The organism is Arthrobacter gandavensis (assembly GCF_039528575.1).
Taxonomy (GTDB): domain Bacteria; phylum Actinomycetota; class Actinomycetes; order Actinomycetales; family Micrococcaceae; genus Arthrobacter_B; species Arthrobacter_B citreus_B.
The window spans coordinates 1,232,324-1,250,461 of sequence record NZ_BAAALV010000002.1; the positions used below are offsets into that span (position 1 = coordinate 1,232,324).

Sequence of the window (18,138 nt, forward strand, 5' to 3'; positions counted from 1 at the left end):
GGGAGGGATTCTAAAACCGGCGCGGCCTAAGGTGTCTTGGCGTCCTTGGCGTCCTTGGCGTCCTTGGCGTCCTCGGCGGTTGTGCTGCCGTGCCCGCGGTCCGGGTCCGCGTCTACGCCGGTGCCTGGGCTGGCGGCAATCAGCGGAATTGCGGATGTAGCGGGCTCGGCGTCAACAGTGGCGCTGCCGGTTTCGAAAGACGCAGGGTCATTGGAGCTGACCTGGGTCTGAACTTCATCTGCTTCCGGTTCCGTCTCCGGAATGGGAGCAACGCTCACCTTGCCGCGTCCTTCGCTGCCTGACGGGGCGGCCGGACCCGGAACGGCGGCAGTTGCTCCGGTGGACAGGTTTGGGGCCGCGGCAGGCACTGCGGAAAGTGAAACCCGGGACTCGGCGGCAGCAGCCTCAACCTCAGCTTCAGCAGCATCCGCGGCCTCCTGGTCGAGGATGTCCGCCTCCAGGGTGGCCAGCATCTCTTCGGCTTCTTCGACCATTGACCGGTTCTCGGCGGCGATGCCCCGAACCAGCCACTGGGCCAGCGCGAACTCCGCAGACAGGGCAGCCCGCCGGATCAGGTGGGGATCGACGGCGTCGGGCCTCGCCTCGATGTACGCGTTGTGGACCGTGTCCGTGAAATCGGAGTTGTTGGCTGCGATCAGCCAGGCGAAGTCGTCGGCCGGATCGCCAATCCGCAAGTCGGTCCAGCCGTTTACTGCGCTGATCCGTCCGCCCGAAACCAGCAGGTTGTCCTCATGCAGGTCTCCGTGAACCACGGTGGGGCTGAAGCGCCACAGTGCCACGTCTTCCAGCGCGTGTTCCCAGCGGCGAAGCAGGGTAGCGGGGATCTTGCCCGTCGTAGCAGCCTGATCGAGTTCGTTGAGCTTGCGCTGGCGGAACTCATTGGCTGTGTAACTGGGCAGGTCGGCGTTGTTCACCAGGGCCTGCGGCAGGGCATGGATCGCAGCCATGGTGCGGCCAATGTCAGCTGCCAGTTCGGCACCGCCGCCGGAAAGTTCGTCGATGTCCCGGGTGGAGCCAGGCAGGTGGGAATACACAAAGGTGCACAGCTGTCCCTGGCGGACGGTGCCTGCAACGTAGGGAAGGGCGAACGGCAGTTCTGCGCGGACGCCGGGGACAAAAGCGCGCAGGACCAGGAGCTCGGTCTCCAGGCGCATGCTGGCTTCAACATGCTTGGGCGAACGCACCCGCCACTGCTTGCCGGCGTCGTCCACTAGGAGCGCGGAATCGAAATCCGCGGCGTCGTCGGGCGAACCGGCGACGCCGGTAAGCGCCAGCGCCGGTACGGCGGCGCTGGCCAGGGCTGCCAATTCCATGGGTGTGCGTTTCACACCTTTAACCGTAGGGGCAGATGTGTTGGGAGTAACCTATAGGCACCCGGCGAGTCGGAAGAGCGTGAGGAAAAACTCAGGGTTCGGCGCTCCGGTATCCACCGGCAGCGGACGGCTTTCTGATTGGGCTCCCGAAGTAAGTACGGTAGGGGTATGAGCAGTCCGTTACGCACGCCAGAGTCCCCGCAGCTTGGACGGCTGCCGCTTGCGCGGGGCGCCATCGACCGCGGCAGTGAGCGCAGGACCTCCGAGGACCTTTTCGAGAACATTCGGGCCCTGGAAACTACCCGCGTTATGTATTTCGCCCGGGGCAAGGCCCTGGTGCGGGAGGACACGCTGGTCCTGGACCCTGTTGGCCCGGAGGGGTTCGGCGAGGAACCCGTCTATCTGGGCCGCACGCTGGAGGACGGTTCGGTTCCCGCGGGCGCGGACATTGTCATGGTGACCATGCCTGAGACCGACCCCGCCATGGAACGCGGCGGCTCCCGGTGGGCTGGCCTGCGCGACGTCGCGGTCACCCTTGGCTCGCTGGACGCCGGGCTGTTTGTTGAGGCATGCGCTGTTGCCAACTGGCACGCCACGCATACCCACTGCCCGCGCTGCGGCGCCCCTACCCGGATGGAACAGGGCGGCTGGGTCCGCCGCTGCGTCGAGGACGGCAGCCAGCACTTTCCGCGCACGGACCCCGCCATCATCGTGGCGGTAACGGATCCCTCGGACCGGATCCTGCTGGGTCGTGCCGCTGCATGGCCGGGAAACCGCTATTCGACTCTCGCCGGCTTCGTCGAACCCGGGGAGTCCCTGGAAGCAGCGGTGATCCGCGAAGTCGCGGAGGAATCCGCCGTCGTGGTCAGGAATCCGCAGTACCTGGGATCCCAGCCGTGGCCGTTCCCGTGTTCGCTGATGATGGGATTCTGCGCCGAAGCTGACGGCACCGAACCGCAGGCCGACGGCGTCGAAATGGCTGACGTCCGCTGGTTCACGCGGAAGGAACTCACCGACGCGGTGGCGGCAGGGGAAGTCGGCATACCGTCCTCCATCTCGATAGCCCGGAACCTGATCGACCGCTGGTACGGCGGGCCCGTTCCGGAACCGGAGGCCGGGGAATGAGCGTAGACACGCTCGAGGCCCGCATCCTCGCGGGGCTGGACGACGAGCAGCGGGAAGTTGCCACTTCACTGACCGGCCCGCTCTGTGTCCTGGCCGGCGCCGGCACCGGCAAGACCCGGGCCATCACGCACCGTATGGCCTACGGCGTCCACTCCGGGCTCTACAAGCCGCAGCAAGTGCTGGCCGTTACCTTCACCGCCCGCGCAGCGGCGGAAATGCGGACCCGCCTGCGGGACCTCGGCGCCGGCGGGGTGCAGGCTAAGACCTTCCACGCCGCGGCCCTGAAGCAGCTGCAGTATTTCTGGCCGCAGACGGTCGGCGGTCCGCTGCCCGGGCTGCTGGACCACAAGGCCCAGCTCATCGCGGAGGCTGCACGCCGGCTCCGCCTCTCCACTGACCGCGCGGCCATCCGCGATGTTGCTGCCGAAATCGAGTGGGCCAAAGTCTCTATGCTCACTCCTGACAGCTATGTCCGTGCCGCCGCCGGCAGGGATGCTCCTGCAGGTTTCGACCTCACCACCGTTTCCCGGATCTTCCAGTCCTACGAGGACGTCAAGGTGGACCGCAACGTCATCGACTTTGAGGACGTCCTGCTGATCATCGTGGGCATCCTCCAGGAGGACCAGCGGGTAGCGGCCACCGTCCGGGACCAGTACCGCCACTTTGTGGTTGACGAGTACCAGGACGTGTCCCCGCTCCAGCAGCGCCTGCTTGACCTGTGGCTGGGGGAGCGCGAGGAACTCTGCGTCGTGGGCGATGCGAGCCAGACCATCTACTCCTTCACCGGTGCAACATCGCGGCACCTGCTGGAGTTCACCCACCGCTTCCCCGGTGCAGAGGTAGTGAAACTGGTGCGTGACTACCGGTCGACGCCGCAGGTGGTGAACCTCGCGAACCGCATCCTGGCAGCCCGGACCGCCGAAGGGGAGCGCTCGCGGAACGCCCCTCCGTGGCCTGAACCGCTGGAACTCATTGCCCAGCGCCCCGCCGGCCCCGAGCCGGTCTTCACTGAATGCTCCGATGACGAAGCTGAGGCGGCATACGTTGCCGGACGCATCCGCAAGCTGCTCGACGACGGCGTGGAAGCCAGCCAGGTTGCCGTCCTGTTCCGGACGAACGGGCAGTCGGAAGCCTACGAGCAGGCCCTGGCCAGTGCTGGAATCGGCTACCAGCTTCGGGGCGGAGAACGCTTCTTCGCCCGCCGCGAAGTCCGGGATGCCATGCTGCAGCTGCGTGCCGCCGCTCGTTCAGTGGGCAGCGAACCCGTGCCGCAGCTGGTCCGGGACATCCTGGCCAACCTCGGCTACACGGCGGACCCGCCCACCGGCGGAGGCGCAACCCGGGAGAAGTGGGAATCCCTGGCGGCCCTGGTCGCCCTCGCGGACGAACTCCACGCCAACCGGACCCAGGATCCGGACAGCATCTTCACACTGGCTGACTTCACGGCCGAACTCGAGGAGCGGGCTGCGGCCCAGCATGCTCCGAAGGTGCAGGGCGTAACCTTGGCCAGCCTGCATTCTGCGAAGGGCCTGGAGTGGGACGCCGTTTTCCTGGTCGGCCTGAGCGAGGGCCTGATGCCGATCTCCTTCGCGGACACGCCCGAAGCCGTTGATGAGGAACGGCGCCTGCTTTACGTGGGCATCACCCGCGCACGGGTGCATCTCTCCCTCTCCTGGTCAACGGCACGCACACCCGGCGGCAGGGCCAACCGCAAGCCTTCCCGGTTCCTGGACGGGCTGCGGCCGAACACTGCGCGCGACGCAGGTTCGCCCCGGCAGGCAAGGCCCGCCCGGAAGAAAGTCACTGGTCCGGCCAAGTGCCGCGTCTGCGGTTCACTGCTCACCAGCGGCGCCGAGCGCAAGATGGGCCGCTGCGGGGACTGCCCGGCGACCTATGACGAAGCCACCTTCGAGGCGTTGCGTGAGTGGCGGCGGGAGGCCGCCGCCGAAGCGGGGGTACCGGCCTTTGTAGTCTTCACTGACGCTACCCTGGTGGCCATTGCCGAAGACAAGCCGCCAACCTTGAACAGGCTTGCCACGCTGCCCGGGGTTGGGCCGTCAAAGCTGGAGCGCTACGGCGAGGCCGTCCTGCAGGTGCTGGCCCAAAGTCCGCAGCTCTGACCATGCAGGCTGGCGGTTGCCGCCAGCCTGCAACGGCCTTACGCCGCTGCCGCGGACTGCAGCCTGCACCCGCAGGCTGGATGGAATCCGATTTCTTCCAGTCCCAGGTATCCGTCAGCGGCGCGCAGCTGGAGTACCCCGGACCACGTGACGGGCTGGGCAACCCCGTCAATGAAACACAGCGCCTGCCCGGACGCAGCAGCAGCTGCCAGTGCCGCTGATGCCGTCTCCTCGCCGCCGGGACCTGCGCCCCCGACCGGTTCCCGGGCATCGGGAGACAGTGCGGCCGCCGACGCATACCATCCCGGGTCGGAGTCGCCCCGGTGCCGGTCCAGGCAGCTCAGGCACGGCGTTGATCCGGGGACCACCAGCGGCCCCACCTGATAGCCGTATTGCTGGACCGACACTGCCAGGTGCGGCTGTTCGAGCCTGTCTCCGGGCAGTGCATTCCGCGGCGCGGGCTGGTCCGAGACCAGGATGGTGAGATCAACGGCGGTCCGCGCACCGCCCTCCGGCCAGGGGACCTGCAGGACGCGCACTGTGGGATCGATTCGGTAGAGCTGCCGCTTCACGGCCTGGTAGCGCGGCATGCCGATGTCAGTCATGGCATAGGCCGGGCCGACGTCGCTGGGGGAGACGACGGCCGGGTCGCCCAGCAGTATGGTGCCCACCCCGGCGGCAGCCAGGATCCGGGCGGCAAGCGCTCCGCACCGGCCAAGGCCAAGCAGCTCCACGACGGCGGCGCCGCGCAGGGCGAGCGGATCCAGCGCATCCCGGCCGTAAACGGCGGAAAGACGTTCGACGTCGGGGCGCAGCCTTTCCTCCCGCAGCGGCGGAAGGAGCCGGCGGCTGCCCGGCTGGGCCAGGAGCACGGGCGCCAGTACCTGGAGCAACTGTTCCTGCCGCTGCTCGCCCAGCCCGGCCTCTGCCCCGGCTGCCGCTTCCTCGCCGTCAGGCACTCCCTTTCGCAGGGCGTTGATGAAGGCGTGGTCCCCGTCGGTCAGGCCGGCCAGCAGCAGGGCTCCTGCGCCAAGTCCAAACTGCCGGCGGTCTGGACCGAGGTCCAGGACGTAGATGCCCGGGTTGATCCGCATGCCGGTCTCCTTCGGTCTGGGATGTGCGTGTGCCGGGGCACCATGTAAGCACGCACAGGGCCGGCGCGAGGGAGTTTTCCACAGGTTTCCGAAGGGGGAGCCGGGGAGAATAATGTGGACACATGCCTTCTCCGTCCGTTCCAGCCACCACACGCGCCGGATTGCCCATTGAAGTGCGGCGTTCGGCACGCCGGAAAAGGACGGTGAACGCCGTGTTCCGGGACGGCGTCGCCGTCGTATCCATTCCTGCACACTTCACGAAGACGCAGGAAGCGGAGTGGGTACAGCGGATGGTGGACAAGCTGGAGAGCCGGGCCGCGGCGCCGCCGGCTGCCGACCCGGCAGAGGCCGACTCAGGGCTGGCGGAGCGCGCCGCAGAATTGTCCCGGCGCTACCTCAAAGGCGCCGCACGGCCCGTATCGGTGCGCTGGGTGGGGAACCAGAACTCACGCTGGGGTTCGGCCACCCCCTCGCGCGGGACGATCAGGCTCTCGGACAAGCTGATTGGCATGCCCGGGTGGGTAGTGGACTACGTGCTGCTGCACGAGCTCGCACACCTGCTTGAGCCGTCCCACGGACCGAAGTTCTGGCGGCTGCTTGAGTCCTACCCGCACACGGAGACGGCGAAGGCCTATCTGTCCGGGGCGGCCTATGCCAGTGCCCGCGGACTTAAGGGTGAAATGGCCGAGGACTAGGCGGAGGGCCCGCCTTTCCCTGGATCTTCGCCGCCGGTCTCATCGTCGCCGGAGTCTTCCCCGGTTTCCGGTCCGTTCCCGGACGAGGCACCGGAACCGCTGTCTTCGGCGGCTTCGTCCGCGGGAGGCTCGTTGAATCCGCCCTCGAGCAGGCGGCGCAGGGCGGCGTCGACGTCGGAATCCGAGGCATCGAGCAGCTCCCGCCGCTTGCTGAAACCAGCCGGATCATCAAGGTCCTCGGACGTTGGCATCAGATCCGGGTGCTGCCAGATTGCGTCACGTCCGTCGATGCCGCGTTCTTCGCGCAGGAGCGCCCAAAGGGCTGAAGCATCCCGCAGCCGGCGCGGCCGCAGTTCCAGGCCCACCAGGGACGCGAAAGTATGCTCCGCCGGACCGCCGCTGGCGCGGCGGCGGCGGATCATCTCCCGCAGCGCTTCCGCGGAGGGCAGGTTCGATGTTGCCGCAGCGGTGACCTCGTCCACCCAGCCCTCAACCAGTGCCAGGGCGGTTTCCAGCCGTTCGAGTGCAGCGGCCTGTGCCGGGGTGCGCTCGGGCTGGAAGACACCGCCGGCCAGAGCCTCCTGGATGGATTCGGGATTGGCCGGATCAATGTCCCGGGCTACGTCTTCGATCTTGGACATGTCGATGTGGATGCCGCGTGCGTAACTCTCGATGATTCCGAACAGGTGCGGGGCAAGCCAGGGTGCGTGGGCGAACAGCCGGGCATGGGCCGCTTCGCGGACCGCAAGGTAGAGGCGTACCTCGGCCGCAGGGACATCCAGGCCCTCGCCGAATGCAGTGACGTTGGAGGGGAGCAGCGCCATGGTGCCCTCGGCGAGGGGGAGGCCAATGTCGGTGGAGCTCAGCACTTCCCGTGACAGCGCGCCGACTGCCTGGCCCAGCTGGATGCCGAACATAGCGCCGCCCATGTTTGCCAGCATGGAAGAAGCGCCGCCCATCATGGATTTCATCTCTTCGGGCATCTGGGTGGTGATGGCGTTGGACAGGGCCTGCGAGATGCTCACGGCCACGGGCTCGGTGAGCCGGCGCCAGGAGTCCATCGTGGCCTCCACCCACTCGGCGCGGGACCACGCCCTGCCAAGGCTGGTGGTTGAGGGGAAGTCGGTCACCGGATCAAGCCACATCTGTGCAACATGGAGGGCTTCGTCCACTTCCTTCGCCTGTCCCGGCGTCACGGAGGGATCGCCCCCCGCAGCGGCGACACGCCGGGCATTGTCCTTGGCCAGCTGCCAGTTGACCGGTCCTTCAGAGGGGGCACTGAACATAGCCTGGACCTGCTGGAAAATCATGGCCATGGCATTGGGATCCGAGGGAAGTCCGGCTGCCTTGGCCAGCTCCTGCGGATCTATGCCGCCGGCCTGGCCGCCGCCAAAGAGGCGGGCCAGCATCTCGGACAGCGGATCCTGGGGAGTGTCCCCTGGGTCAGAGGGATTTGAGCTCATGGGTACCACCGGTCCTGTGGAAGTTCTAGTGCATTGGCAGCCAGTGGGTCACCGGCTGCGTGGATTCCCACGTTACCGGCACGGGCGGGGCACTGTCCCGCATTCGCAGGATCCGTTCGCTGTTGGCAAAGGAGCACGTGGGAGAATGGCCCAAGACATCGTGCGGGGCCGGGCTTAGCCGGGCGTTCCACGGCGTTGAAGCATCTTCCACTACCCGGCGCCCGGCCCGGCCCCCGGCCAGGCGTCGCAGGAAAGGACAGCCGATTGCGTTCCCCGAACGATGAATCCTCCGCCGGAAACGAGCCGGAGGCTGCCGGCAGCGGCATCCCCTCCACGGCTGCGCACCCTGCGCGGCGCTCGCCGCGCAGGCGCGCCCTGCTGATCACCGGTGGAACCGCGCTGGTCCTGGGTGCTGCCGGGCTGGTAATTCCGGCTCCGTACGTCCTGGAGTCGCCCGGCCCCACTTTCAACACGATCGGGGAAATTGGTGACAGCCCGCTCATCACCATCGACGGCGAACAGACCTACCCGACTGCCGGCGAACTGGCGCTGACCACGGTGTTTGTTTCCGGGGGACCCAACGGCGCCGTGAACATGGGCGAGGTCGTCGCGTCCTGGCTCAATCCCGAGGACGCCGTGCTGCCGGTGGACTTCGTTTATCCTCCCGGAACCACACGCGGGGAAATCCAGGAAGGCAACGCAGCCGCCATGACGTCCTCGCAGGAGTCAGCAGTGGCCGCTGCCCTGGACGAGCTGGGGATTCCCTTCACCGAGGAACTTTCCGTCGCCGGCATCATGGAAGACGCACCCGCGGAGGGAATCCTGGAGACAGGGGACATTCTCCTCTCAGTGGACGGCACAGAAGTGACCGGTGTTGAGTCCCTGCGGGAATCCCTGAATGAGACGGAAGGCGCGCCGGCCCGGATCACCGTCCGCCGGGACGGGACAGAGCAGACGCTGGAGGTCACTCCGACGCTGGGGGAGAACGGCACCTACCAGATGGGCGCATACCTGAGCATCGACTTCACCTTCCCGTTCGACGTCGCAATCGCCCTTGAAAACGTCGGAGGCGCCTCCGCCGGCATGATGTTCGCCCTGGGAATCATCGACAAGCTGACCCCGGGGGAGCTGACGCAGGGACGGAACTTCGCCGGCACCGGAACCATCGACGCCGACGGGCAGGTTGGGCCGATCGGCGGCATCGAACAGAAAATGGTTGGTGCCGCAGCCGCCGGCGCGGAGTTCTTCCTGGCGCCCAAAGCCAACTGCGACGACGTCGCCGGAAACATCCCCGAAGGGCTGGAGGTAGTCAGCGTCGAGACTCTCGAACAGGCCCTCACCGCTGTAGAGACGCTTGCTGCGGGGAACAGTGCGGACGGCCTGGCACGCTGCACGGACGGCAGCTGAGGCACCCGGCAGCTGCACGGCAACGCGCCGGATCGAATCACGATCCTAATAAGGTTCGCTCTCTGGTGCCTTATAAGTGGCAGTGCGCGGGATTAACAGGGCAGAATAAGGAGCCACGGCAAGAAACGGGCAGGCCGTCGGACACAGGGGTCGTTGGTTGCTTTGAAACCGAGGCAGCGGATCCGAACTCGCCGAGCTGTTCGCAGGTGCCGTGAGCCGACGTACCGAACGATGAGGTAACTGTGACTTCCGGACCTAATGGCCCATTCTCCCGACCGAGCCCCAGCACCACCCGTCGGCGGCGCAGCCCGCTGATTGCCACCCTGATCGTCGTAGCCGTACTGGTGATCGGGTTTGTCTACTTCTCCCAGGTCTACGCTGACGTGCTCTGGTACAACCAGCTTGGCTTCCTTGAGGTCTTCATCAAGGAAAACCTGACCCGGATCGCCCTCTTTGCGGCGGCCTTCGTGGTCATGTCCGTCTGTGTTTACTTCAGCATCCGTGCCGCTTATTCCTCCCGGCCGATCTACGCACCGGACAGTGCGCTGCAGGACAACCTGAACCGCTACCAGGCCCAGCTTGAGCCGGTGCGCAAGCTCCTGATGATCGGCATCCCGGTTGTGGTCGGCGGATTTGCCGGCACGGCTGCCATGGCCATGTGGGAACAGGCATTGCTGTTCTTCAACCGCAAGGACTTCGGGCAGACTGACCCCGAGTTCAACATGGACTACAGCTTCTACCTGAACACGCTGCCGTTCATCGGCTTCATTGTGGGCTTCCTGATCTCCGTCGTCGTCATCAGCGGTATCGCCGGACTTCTCACCCACTACCTCTACGGCGGTATCCGCCTGGAGGAGAAGGGCGTCTTCGTTAGCCGCCCGGCACGCATCCACATTGCCGTCATTGCCGCTTCCTTCCTGCTGCTGCAGGCCGTGAACTTCTGGCTTGACCGGTACAACACGCTCCTGAGCACTTCAGGTTCCTGGACCGGCGCCCTGTACACGGACGTCAACGCCGTCATCCCGACCAAGGCGATCCTTGCGGTCGCCTCGGTGATCGTTGCCCTGCTGTTCATCCTGTCGGCCATCATCGGCCGTTGGCGCCTGCCCATCATCGGCACGGCGATGCTCGTGATCACCGCCATCGTTGCCGGCGGCGTGTACCCCTGGATCGTGCAGCGCTACCAGGTCGTTCCCTCGGAGCAGACGCTTGAGCGTGAGTACATCCAGCGCAACATCGACATGACGCGCGAAGCCTACGGACTGGCCGACACCGAAGTGATCGACTACGACGCCACGGTTGATGCCAACGCCGGGGCCCTGGCTGCCGACGCCGGAACCACCGCGAACATCCGTCTCCTGGACCCGAATGTCGTTTCGGACGCGTTCGGCCAGCTCCAGCAGTTCCGCCAGTACTACCAGTTCCCGGAAACCCTGAACGTTGACCGCTACGACGTAGAGGGCGACATCCAGGACACCGTCATCGCCGTTCGTGAACTGAACATCAACGGCGTTCCCGATGGCTGGGTGAACGAGCACATCCTTTACACGCACGGCTACGGCGTCGTCGCAGCCCGCGGTTCAACGGTGCAGGCTGACGGCAAGCCCAGCTTCATGGAATCCGGCATCCCCTCAACGGGTGTGCTGGGCGACTACGAGCCCCGGGTGTACTTTGGCGAGTCTTCCCCGGACTACTCCGTGGTCGGTGCTCCCGAAGACACTGCGCCGGTCGAAATCGACCGCCCGCAGACCGGCAACGCGGAGGACGACACCCAGACCACCTTCTCCGGCGACGGCGGACCGAGTGTGGGCAACCTCTTCAACCAGCTTGTCTACGCCATCAAGTTCCAGTCCACGGAACTGCTGCTCTCGGACTTCGTCAACGAAGAATCCCAGATCCTCTACGACCGCGATCCCCGCGAACGCGTCGAGAAGGTGGCTCCGTACCTGACCGTGGATGGAAACGCCTACCCGGCCGTTGTTGACGGACGCGTGAAGTGGATCGTGGACGGCTACACCACCAGCCGTTACTTCCCGTACTCCACGCAGCAGGAGCTTGCTTCGGCAACCACCGATTCCCTGACCGGCGGAGCCTCCGCAGCACTGCCGGCAGACCGGGTGAACTACATCCGCAACGCCGTGAAGGCGACTGTTGATGCCTACGACGGTTCCGTCACCCTGTATGCCTGGGACGACGAGGACCCGCTGCTGAAGGCCTGGCAGGATGTCTTCCCGTCCACGCTGAAGCCGTACAGCGACATGTCAGCAGACCTGATGGCTCACGTGCGCTACCCGGAGGACCAGTTCAAGGTCCAGCGTGAGCTTATGGGCCGCTACCACGTCACCGATGCAGAGTCCTTCTACAAGAACGACGACGCATGGTCCGTTCCGTCCGACCCGACCCGGACGAACTCCGACGTCAAGCAGCCGCCGTACTACCTCTCGCTGCAGATGCCCGGCCAGGACAGCCCGGCATTCTCCCTGACGACGCCGTTCATCCCGTTTGTCAGCCAGAACGGTGAAGCCCGCAACGTGCTCTACGGCTTCCTCGCCGCTGATGCTGACGCAGGGACCGGCACGGACGGCGAGAAGGCGGAGTCCTATGGAACGCTGCGCCTGCTTGAGCTCCCGACTGATACGGCTGTGCCCGGCCCCGGTCAGGCACAGAACCGGTTCAACTCGGATCCGACAGTTTCCAACGCGCTGAACCTGCTGCGCCAGGGTGCCTCCGAAGTCATCAACGGCAACCTGCTCAGCCTGCCCGTTGGCGGCGGCATGCTCTACGTGCAGCCCGTCTACGTCCAGTCCTCCGGCGCCTCCTCCTACCCGACGCTCCAGCGCGTGCTGGTGAACTTCGGCGAAAAGGTTGGCTTCGCCCCAACCCTGGACGAAGCACTCGACCAGGTCTTCGGCGGTGACTCTGGAGCCGTTACCGGCGACCAGGAGAATGTTGGCGAGACGCCGGTTGATCCCAGTGCCCCGCCCGTGGAGACCACGGCCCAGGCAGACCTGGAAACTGCACTGTCCGACGCAGGTGCTGCAATCCAGGAAGGCCAGGAAGCGCTGGCGAATGGCGACTTCGCAGCCTATGGTGCAGCGCAGGACAAGCTGAACGCCGCGATCCAGCGGGCTATCGCTGCGCAGGACAAGATGGCCGGCGCGGCAGCGGGTGCCGCTTCGGGCGACGCCGGTGCAGAGGATGGCGGGAACGAGGGCTCAGGAGAGTAGCCGGTTTGCAGCTCAACCCCGCGGCGGGTAAGATAGATAACACGCCGCGGGGTGGAGCAGTTCGGTAGCTCGCTGGGCTCATAACCCAGAGGTCGCAAGTTCAAATCTTGCCCCCGCAACCAAGAAAATCCCCGTCCGGGTTCCGGACGGGGATTTTGTTTTGCCGGCAGCGCACCCATCAGCGCCGCCCTAGCCGTCTTTGGGGGACTGGTTCCAACGAACCCGGGCTCCACTACACTGCGGGAATGAATGCCCGCCAGTATCCGGGGTTGAACGGAAGGCCAGAGCCGCGTGTCCGGAACGACCCGGACCGCGGTGAGAGTGCGCTGCAAAAACTGGACCGGAACTGGACGGACCTGCTGCAGGAACTCCGGGTACTGCAGACGGGTATTCAGATCCTTACCGGCTTCCTGCTGACGCTGCCTTTCCAAGAGCGGTTTACCACCCTCTCACCCATACAGGTGGGAATCTACCTGTCGCTGGTGGTGCTCTCCGTGCTCGTGACCGCTGTCCTGATGTCCACCGTGGTGATGCACCGGTCCTTCTTCCAGCGGCGGATCAAGTACCAGCTGGTGCGCAACAGCGACCTGCTGCTGCGCTGGACACTCGTGCTGGTGGGGCTGATCCTGATTGGCACGCTGGGACTCGTTTTCGACCTCGTACTGGGCGGCTGGGCAGGAGCTGTGGCCGCCGGTGCAGCCGCACTGGTGCTGCTCCTCCTATGGATCGTGGTTCCGCAGCGCAGCAGGAGGCTCGCGGTTCGCAGGAAACTCGAAAGCAGCACCTGACACGGCAGCAGGCCAGCACCCGCATGGGGTGCCGGCCTGCTGCGGTAATGAGGAAACTAGTTCTGCTCGATTGCCGACTGGTTGGCGGCAGAGGCCTTAAGTGCAGCAAGGCGTGCTTCTACCTCGGTCTGCTCGCCGAGGTCTTCGAGGGACTCGAACTGAGCGTCGAGGCTGGAGGCAGCAAGCTCATTTGCACCGCGCACCTTTGCCTCTTCACGGCGGATCTTTTCCTCGAAACGCCCGACCTCTGAGGTGGGATCCATGACGTCGATGCTCTTGATGGCGTCGTGCATCTGGTTCTGCGCCGCAGCGTTCCTGGAACGCGCAATGAGCTCGTTGCGCTTGGACTGCAGCTGCTGGAGCTTGTCCTTCATCTGGTTCAGGCCGGTCTTGAGCCGCTCGACGATCTCTTCCTGGGAAGCGATGGTCGGCTCGGCACCGCGGGCCTCATTCTCCGACGCCATCTGGCGCTGGATTGCGACCTTGGCAAGGTTGTCGAACTTCTGCGCATCGGCGGTGTTGCCGCTGGCACGGAACTCGTCAGCCTTGCGCGACGCGGCGAGTGCCTTGTTGCCCCAGCTGCGGGCGTTCTCAAGGTCCTCGTTGTAGTCGTCCTGGAGCATGCGAAGGTTGCCGATGGTCTGGGCAACGGCGCTCTCAGCCTCGGCAATATTGTTGCTGTAGTCGCGGACCATCTGGTCAAGCATCTTCTGGGGGTCTTCCGCCTGGTCCAGGAGCGAATTGATGTTGGCCTTGGCCAGCTGGGCGATCCGCCCGAATATGGACTGCTTTACCATCTGTCTGCCTTTCAAAATGTGTGCAAGTAACCTGCGTTGTGTGCTGTTGCCAGCCTGTCAAAATCTCGGTGCGCCAGTAACCCTGTACCGGTAAATCCCGGGGATATTACGCCGCTAGAAGTTCCCTCCAGAGGAACCAAAACCGCCGCCGCCGCCGCCGCCGAAGCCTCCGCCGCCGCCGCCAAATCCGCCGAAACCTCCGCCGCCCCAGCCTCCGCCGCCGCCGGAGCCGCCTCGCAGGATGGAGTCGATGAGGATTCCGCCGAGAATCGCACCGCCGAGGCCGCTTCCGCCGCCACGGCCGCCGTACATGCCTCCGCCTCCGCCCCAGCCGCCCATGCCGCCGAAGCCGTCAACATCCTGCTGGGCCATCTGTGAGGCCTGGGCTGCCAGGGCATTGGCCTGCTGGGCATAGGCCAGCGCGCTGACGGGGTCCGAAGACTGCAGCGCTATGGCCTGCTGCAGGTTGCGCTCTGCTTCCGCGAGCCTGGTCCGGGCCTCACTGCCCACTCCGCCGCGGCGGGCTCGGATGTAGTCCGAAGTGCCGGCGATCTGTGCCTGCGCGGACATGATGGTGTGCTGGAGGGCGTCGCGTGCGCGGCGTTCCTGTTCCTGGCGGTCCCGCAGGCCTTCCAGGGATGCATCAAGCTGGGCGTTGGCCGCTTCCAGGCGTCCCAGCAGGTCGACCGGGTCGTACTTGCCGCCGCGGGCGGCCGCAACCGCATCCAGTGCCTGCTCGACGCCGGCAATTGGTCCGGCAAGTGCCGGCTGGGCGCCGCCCTGCGAGAACGCCCGGGCCTGGGCCAGGTCTTGGCGGGCGTCGGCGACGGCGCGGTCGAGCTCGGCTGCAGCCGAGTCAAGTCCGGCTCCGGTCCGGTCAATGGCGTCCAGCAGGACATTTGCCTGGTGCACGCTTTCCTCAGCTGCGCGGACGGCCAGGACCGCAGCAGAAGTATCTCCGGCCTGGAGTTTTTCCTGTGCGGTCTCTGCTGCGTTCTGCACGAAGGCCAGCCGCTCGCGGGCCTGGTCGATGTTGTCCCGCACTTTCACCAGCGCGGTGTCGCTGTACCGGGTTTCGAGTCCGTCGAGGGCCGCGCGGGCTGAGTCCAGCCGAGCCGAGGCTGCCCCAGCGGAGTCCTGGGCCGCCGCCAGCGCGGCGGGGGCGTTTCGCTCGAGTTCCCGAAGCGCGTCGAAGTCTTCCTTATGGGCCTGCAGTGAATCGTTGACAGCCTCGCACCGTCGGATGATGTCCTTGAGCCAGGTCCGCTGCTGCTCTTCGGTGTCCGGGATTTCGTCATCGAGCTGCTGCTGCATCTTGAAGGATTCGCCCATGTGCGCCCGGGCTACGGCGAGGTCGTCGGTGAAGGTGGATACGGCGTCGTCCCCGTACTGGGCGGCGGCGAAGGCCAATTCCTGCTCGCTGGACTTGATGGCGTCATCCGCAGCGATGAGCAGGCTCCCGGCCCGCTTGCGCAGGTCGGCGACGCTCATGGCATCCAGGGGATCCTTTGGTGCGGTCTGTTCCCGGCTGGCTACCGCGCGGCGTTTGCCGGAGCGGCTGCGGACCAGGAAGAAGACGGCAAAGGCGCCGACGAGCACCACGGCCGCGACCACGAACGCCGGCACCAGGCTGCTGCCGCCGCTGGATACTTCACCGCTTCCGCCGCCGGCAATGTCCTCCAGCGACTGGGCAGCATTGACTGCCGCTGCCGTCCAATCCTGGGAGGTGATGTCCTGGTTCCCCAGCAGCGGCTCGGTTGCGGCGTCGATCATGGCGTTGCGGCGCTCTTCGGTCAGGACGGACTGGTCCCCGGTGGCCACCTCGATCTTGCGTTCCTCGGTGGCGATGCTCAGTAGGGCCTCACGCGAGCCCATGTCCTTGGAGGTGACAACGTCCTGTGCCCATGCCGTGGGGTCGCTGGGGTCCGTGAAGCTGTCAACGAACACCACATAGAGCGTGTAGCCGGTGCTTTCCTGGACATCGCTGATTGCCTGCTGCACTTCCGAGGTGCCGGCACCCAAAGAGTCGTTGGTGTCCACCAGGTACTGGCCCGGGGGAATGGTTACCGGAGAATCGGCGTGCGCTGCCGACGGCGCAAACACCGCCAGGGCGCTCAGAGCCAGTACGGCCGCAAACCGCTTCGTCCTCAACCGCATATATGAATCCTTAGTCTGTCCGTACGCTGCACTTGGGTCACGGGTTCGTGGCTGCCGGGCGGATATGGCTCTGATTCTATGGGCGCCCAGAGAGCCAGTCCACCACGAAACCGTATCCCATGATTCTGTACGTTTCCTCGGACTATTGCCCTTGACTAGGGCAGACGGCGATCCAACGGCGGCGACGGCGAAAGACAGGCCATTCGGGAAATTCCCAGCAGACATTCAGAAAGCTCGTGCCTCGGACACAGACTCCCCTGCCATAGTGGATAGGTCGATACTTGTGGGTACACCGAAATTTCGAAAGGACGGCCCATATGAGTGAGCACCTCGGGGGCACTGAAGACCCGCAGCGGCCGTTGCCTCCCCGCCCGCCGGTCCCGCCGACGTCATCCGTTCCGGAGGGGGAGAACCAGGACCGCTCCGCAGCGGACACCACCCGCCTCCCGAATTCCGGCGCGCACCCCGCATCGGAAGCAGGCGGCCCGTGGGCCGCGCAGCAAGACTCCCGGACGGAGCCCGCCGCCCGGGAACAGGCTTCTACCGGTGCTTTCCACACCGCCGGCTACAACGCGGCCGCGGGTCCGGCTCCGCAGAATCCGCCAGGCTCCTACCAGTCCGGGAACGCCGGGCCCTACGGGGGCGGCTATGGCGGCCATTACGGCAGCCCGGGTCCCCAGCAGCCGGCAGCAGCGGGGCGGCGCCGATACGGCACCGGCACCATTGTTACTGCCATGCTCATTGCCGGACTCCTCGGCGGAGGTGTGGCGGTCGCGGCAGACGCCGTCCTGGATGACGGCTCGGCCACGGCCGGAACCACCGGGCAGTCCAACACTGTGGTGGTCAACGACAAGGACAACGTCAACGCGATCACCGCTGCCGCTGTGAAGGCATCGCCCAGCGTCGTGACCATTGAAGTTTCAGGGTCGGGTTCCTCCGGCAGCGGATCCGGAATCATCCTGGATGACGAGGGGCACATCCTGACCAACACGCACGTGGTGACCCTTGGCGGCACGGTTGCCGACCCCAGCATCGAGGTCCAGACTGAGGACGGCAGGGTGCTCTCGGCCACCGTCGTCGGAACCGACCCGCTTTCGGACCTTGCCGTGATCAAGGTGGACGCGAACAACCTCACACCGGCAACACTCGGCGATTCGGACAACCTGAACGTCGGTGACTCCGTGCTGGCCATCGGCGCTCCGCTTGGCCTGGCCGGAACCGTCACGGACGGCATTGTTTCCACCCTGAACCGGACCATCAGCGTGCAGTCCTCGGCAGCACCTGAATCCGACGCCGACTCGGCTCCGGAGGATGACGGTTTTGGGTTCCGCTTCGCTCCGCCGGACGGATCCTCCCAGAACCAGAGTGCGGCTTCGAACTCTATCTACCTGAACGTGATCCAGACCGACGCAGCGATCAACCACGGCAACTCCGGCGGTGCGCTCGTCAACACGGACGGCGAGGTCATTGGCGTGAACGTGGCTATCGCTTCGGCGTCTTCCACGTCCAGCGGTGAGGACAGCGGCAGCATCGGCGTCGGATTCGCCGTGCCGGCGAGCTACGCACAGCGCGTTGCCGACGAGATCATTTCCACCGGTTCGGCCACCCACGGTTTCCTGGGCGTCTCGGTGACCCCGGCCACCGGGTCCGGCTCGTCATCTTTCACGATTGGAGCGCAGGTCGCGGACAATCCGGCCAGCGGCACGCCGGCAGCGCGCGCCGGACTGCAGAAGGGCGACGTAGTCACGTCAGTGGACGGCATCCCGATCACCGACGCGCAGTCCCTCACCGCGGCTATCCGCATGCAGGCCGCCGGTTCGAAGGTCAAGATCGACTACGTGCGGGACGGGAAGAGCCAGAGCACCGAGGCAACCCTCGGAGACTCAGCAGAGCAGTAACCGCACACTGGCCCCCGCACTACTCCGCCCCGC

At 65.9% G+C, this 18,138-nt stretch carries 12 protein-coding genes and 1 tRNA gene; 8 read left to right on the forward strand and 5 right to left on the reverse strand.

Annotation, left to right across the window (positions count from 1 at the left end):
- Positions 1-26: 26 nt before the first annotated feature.
- On the reverse strand, positions 27-1,349 hold the full coding sequence (locus ABFX29_RS09085) for a macrolide 2'-phosphotransferase (protein ID WP_152226740.1): 1,323 nt from the start codon (positions 1,347-1,349) through the stop codon (positions 27-29).
- Positions 1,350-1,502: 153 nt separating this feature from the next.
- Between ABFX29_RS09085 and nudC the strand changes: the two genes are divergently transcribed.
- On the forward strand, positions 1,503-2,459 hold the full coding sequence (gene nudC / locus ABFX29_RS09090; protein ID WP_152226742.1) for an NAD(+) diphosphatase: 957 nt from the start codon (positions 1,503-1,505) through the stop codon (positions 2,457-2,459).
- The gene (locus ABFX29_RS09095) at positions 2,456-4,579 is read left to right on the forward strand and encodes an ATP-dependent DNA helicase UvrD2 (protein WP_152226744.1); all 2,124 of its coding nucleotides are present in this window, start codon (positions 2,456-2,458) and stop codon (positions 4,577-4,579) included. The genes nudC and ABFX29_RS09095 overlap by 4 nt, the downstream gene beginning before the upstream one ends.
- Positions 4,580-4,617: 38 nt before the next feature.
- Here ABFX29_RS09095 and ABFX29_RS09100 read toward each other — a convergent pair whose 3' ends face one another.
- Positions 4,618-5,673, reverse strand: a complete 1,056-nt coding sequence (locus ABFX29_RS09100; protein WP_152226746.1) for a ThiF family adenylyltransferase — start codon at positions 5,671-5,673, stop codon at positions 4,618-4,620.
- Between the two features lie 122 nt (positions 5,674-5,795).
- Here ABFX29_RS09100 and ABFX29_RS09105 point away from each other — a divergent pair, with 122 nt between their 5' ends.
- Positions 5,796-6,368 carry a M48 metallopeptidase family protein gene (locus ABFX29_RS09105; RefSeq protein ID WP_152226748.1) on the forward strand — a complete coding sequence of 191 codons (573 nt, stop codon included), beginning with the start codon at positions 5,796-5,798 and terminating at the stop codon, positions 6,366-6,368.
- Here the strand turns inward: ABFX29_RS09105 and ABFX29_RS09110 are convergent.
- Positions 6,365-7,831 (reverse strand): zinc-dependent metalloprotease, encoded by a 1,467-nt coding sequence (locus tag ABFX29_RS09110; RefSeq protein WP_152226750.1) that lies wholly within the window; start codon positions 7,829-7,831, stop codon positions 6,365-6,367. The two genes, ABFX29_RS09105 and ABFX29_RS09110, sit on opposite strands and share 4 nt — an antisense overlap.
- Before the next feature lie 264 nt (positions 7,832-8,095).
- Between ABFX29_RS09110 and ABFX29_RS09115 the strand changes: the two genes are divergently transcribed.
- The 4 genes from ABFX29_RS09115 (at position 8,096) to ABFX29_RS09130 (ending at position 13,253) form a co-directional block, all read left to right on the forward strand.
- The gene (locus tag ABFX29_RS09115) at positions 8,096-9,238 is read left to right on the forward strand and encodes a YlbL family protein (protein ID WP_246167294.1); all 1,143 of its coding nucleotides are present in this window, start codon (positions 8,096-8,098) and stop codon (positions 9,236-9,238) included.
- 242 nt (positions 9,239-9,480) lie between these two features.
- Complete coding sequence (locus ABFX29_RS09120) at positions 9,481-12,465, forward strand: UPF0182 family membrane protein (protein WP_420831117.1); 2,985 nt, start codon at positions 9,481-9,483, stop codon at positions 12,463-12,465.
- A gap of 45 nt (positions 12,466-12,510) precedes the next feature.
- A tRNA-Met gene (locus tag ABFX29_RS09125) sits at positions 12,511-12,587 on the forward strand.
- 123 nt (positions 12,588-12,710) lie between these two features.
- Positions 12,711-13,253, forward strand: coding sequence for a DUF6328 family protein (locus ABFX29_RS09130; protein WP_246167295.1), 543 nt, complete (start codon positions 12,711-12,713; stop codon positions 13,251-13,253).
- A gap of 56 nt (positions 13,254-13,309) precedes the next feature.
- Here ABFX29_RS09130 and ABFX29_RS09135 read toward each other — a convergent pair whose 3' ends face one another.
- Positions 13,310-14,050, reverse strand: coding sequence for a PspA/IM30 family protein (locus tag ABFX29_RS09135; protein ID WP_152226752.1), 741 nt, complete (start codon positions 14,048-14,050; stop codon positions 13,310-13,312).
- A 114-nt stretch (positions 14,051-14,164) separates the two neighbouring features.
- Positions 14,165-16,207, reverse strand: a complete 2,043-nt coding sequence (locus tag ABFX29_RS09140) for a TPM domain-containing protein (protein ID WP_152226754.1) — start codon at positions 16,205-16,207, stop codon at positions 14,165-14,167.
- A 317-nt stretch (positions 16,208-16,524) separates the two neighbouring features.
- Between ABFX29_RS09140 and ABFX29_RS09145 the strand changes: the two genes are divergently transcribed.
- Positions 16,525-18,105, forward strand: a complete 1,581-nt coding sequence (locus ABFX29_RS09145; RefSeq protein ID WP_152226755.1) for a S1C family serine protease — start codon at positions 16,525-16,527, stop codon at positions 18,103-18,105.
- Positions 18,106-18,138 lie beyond the last annotated feature (33 nt).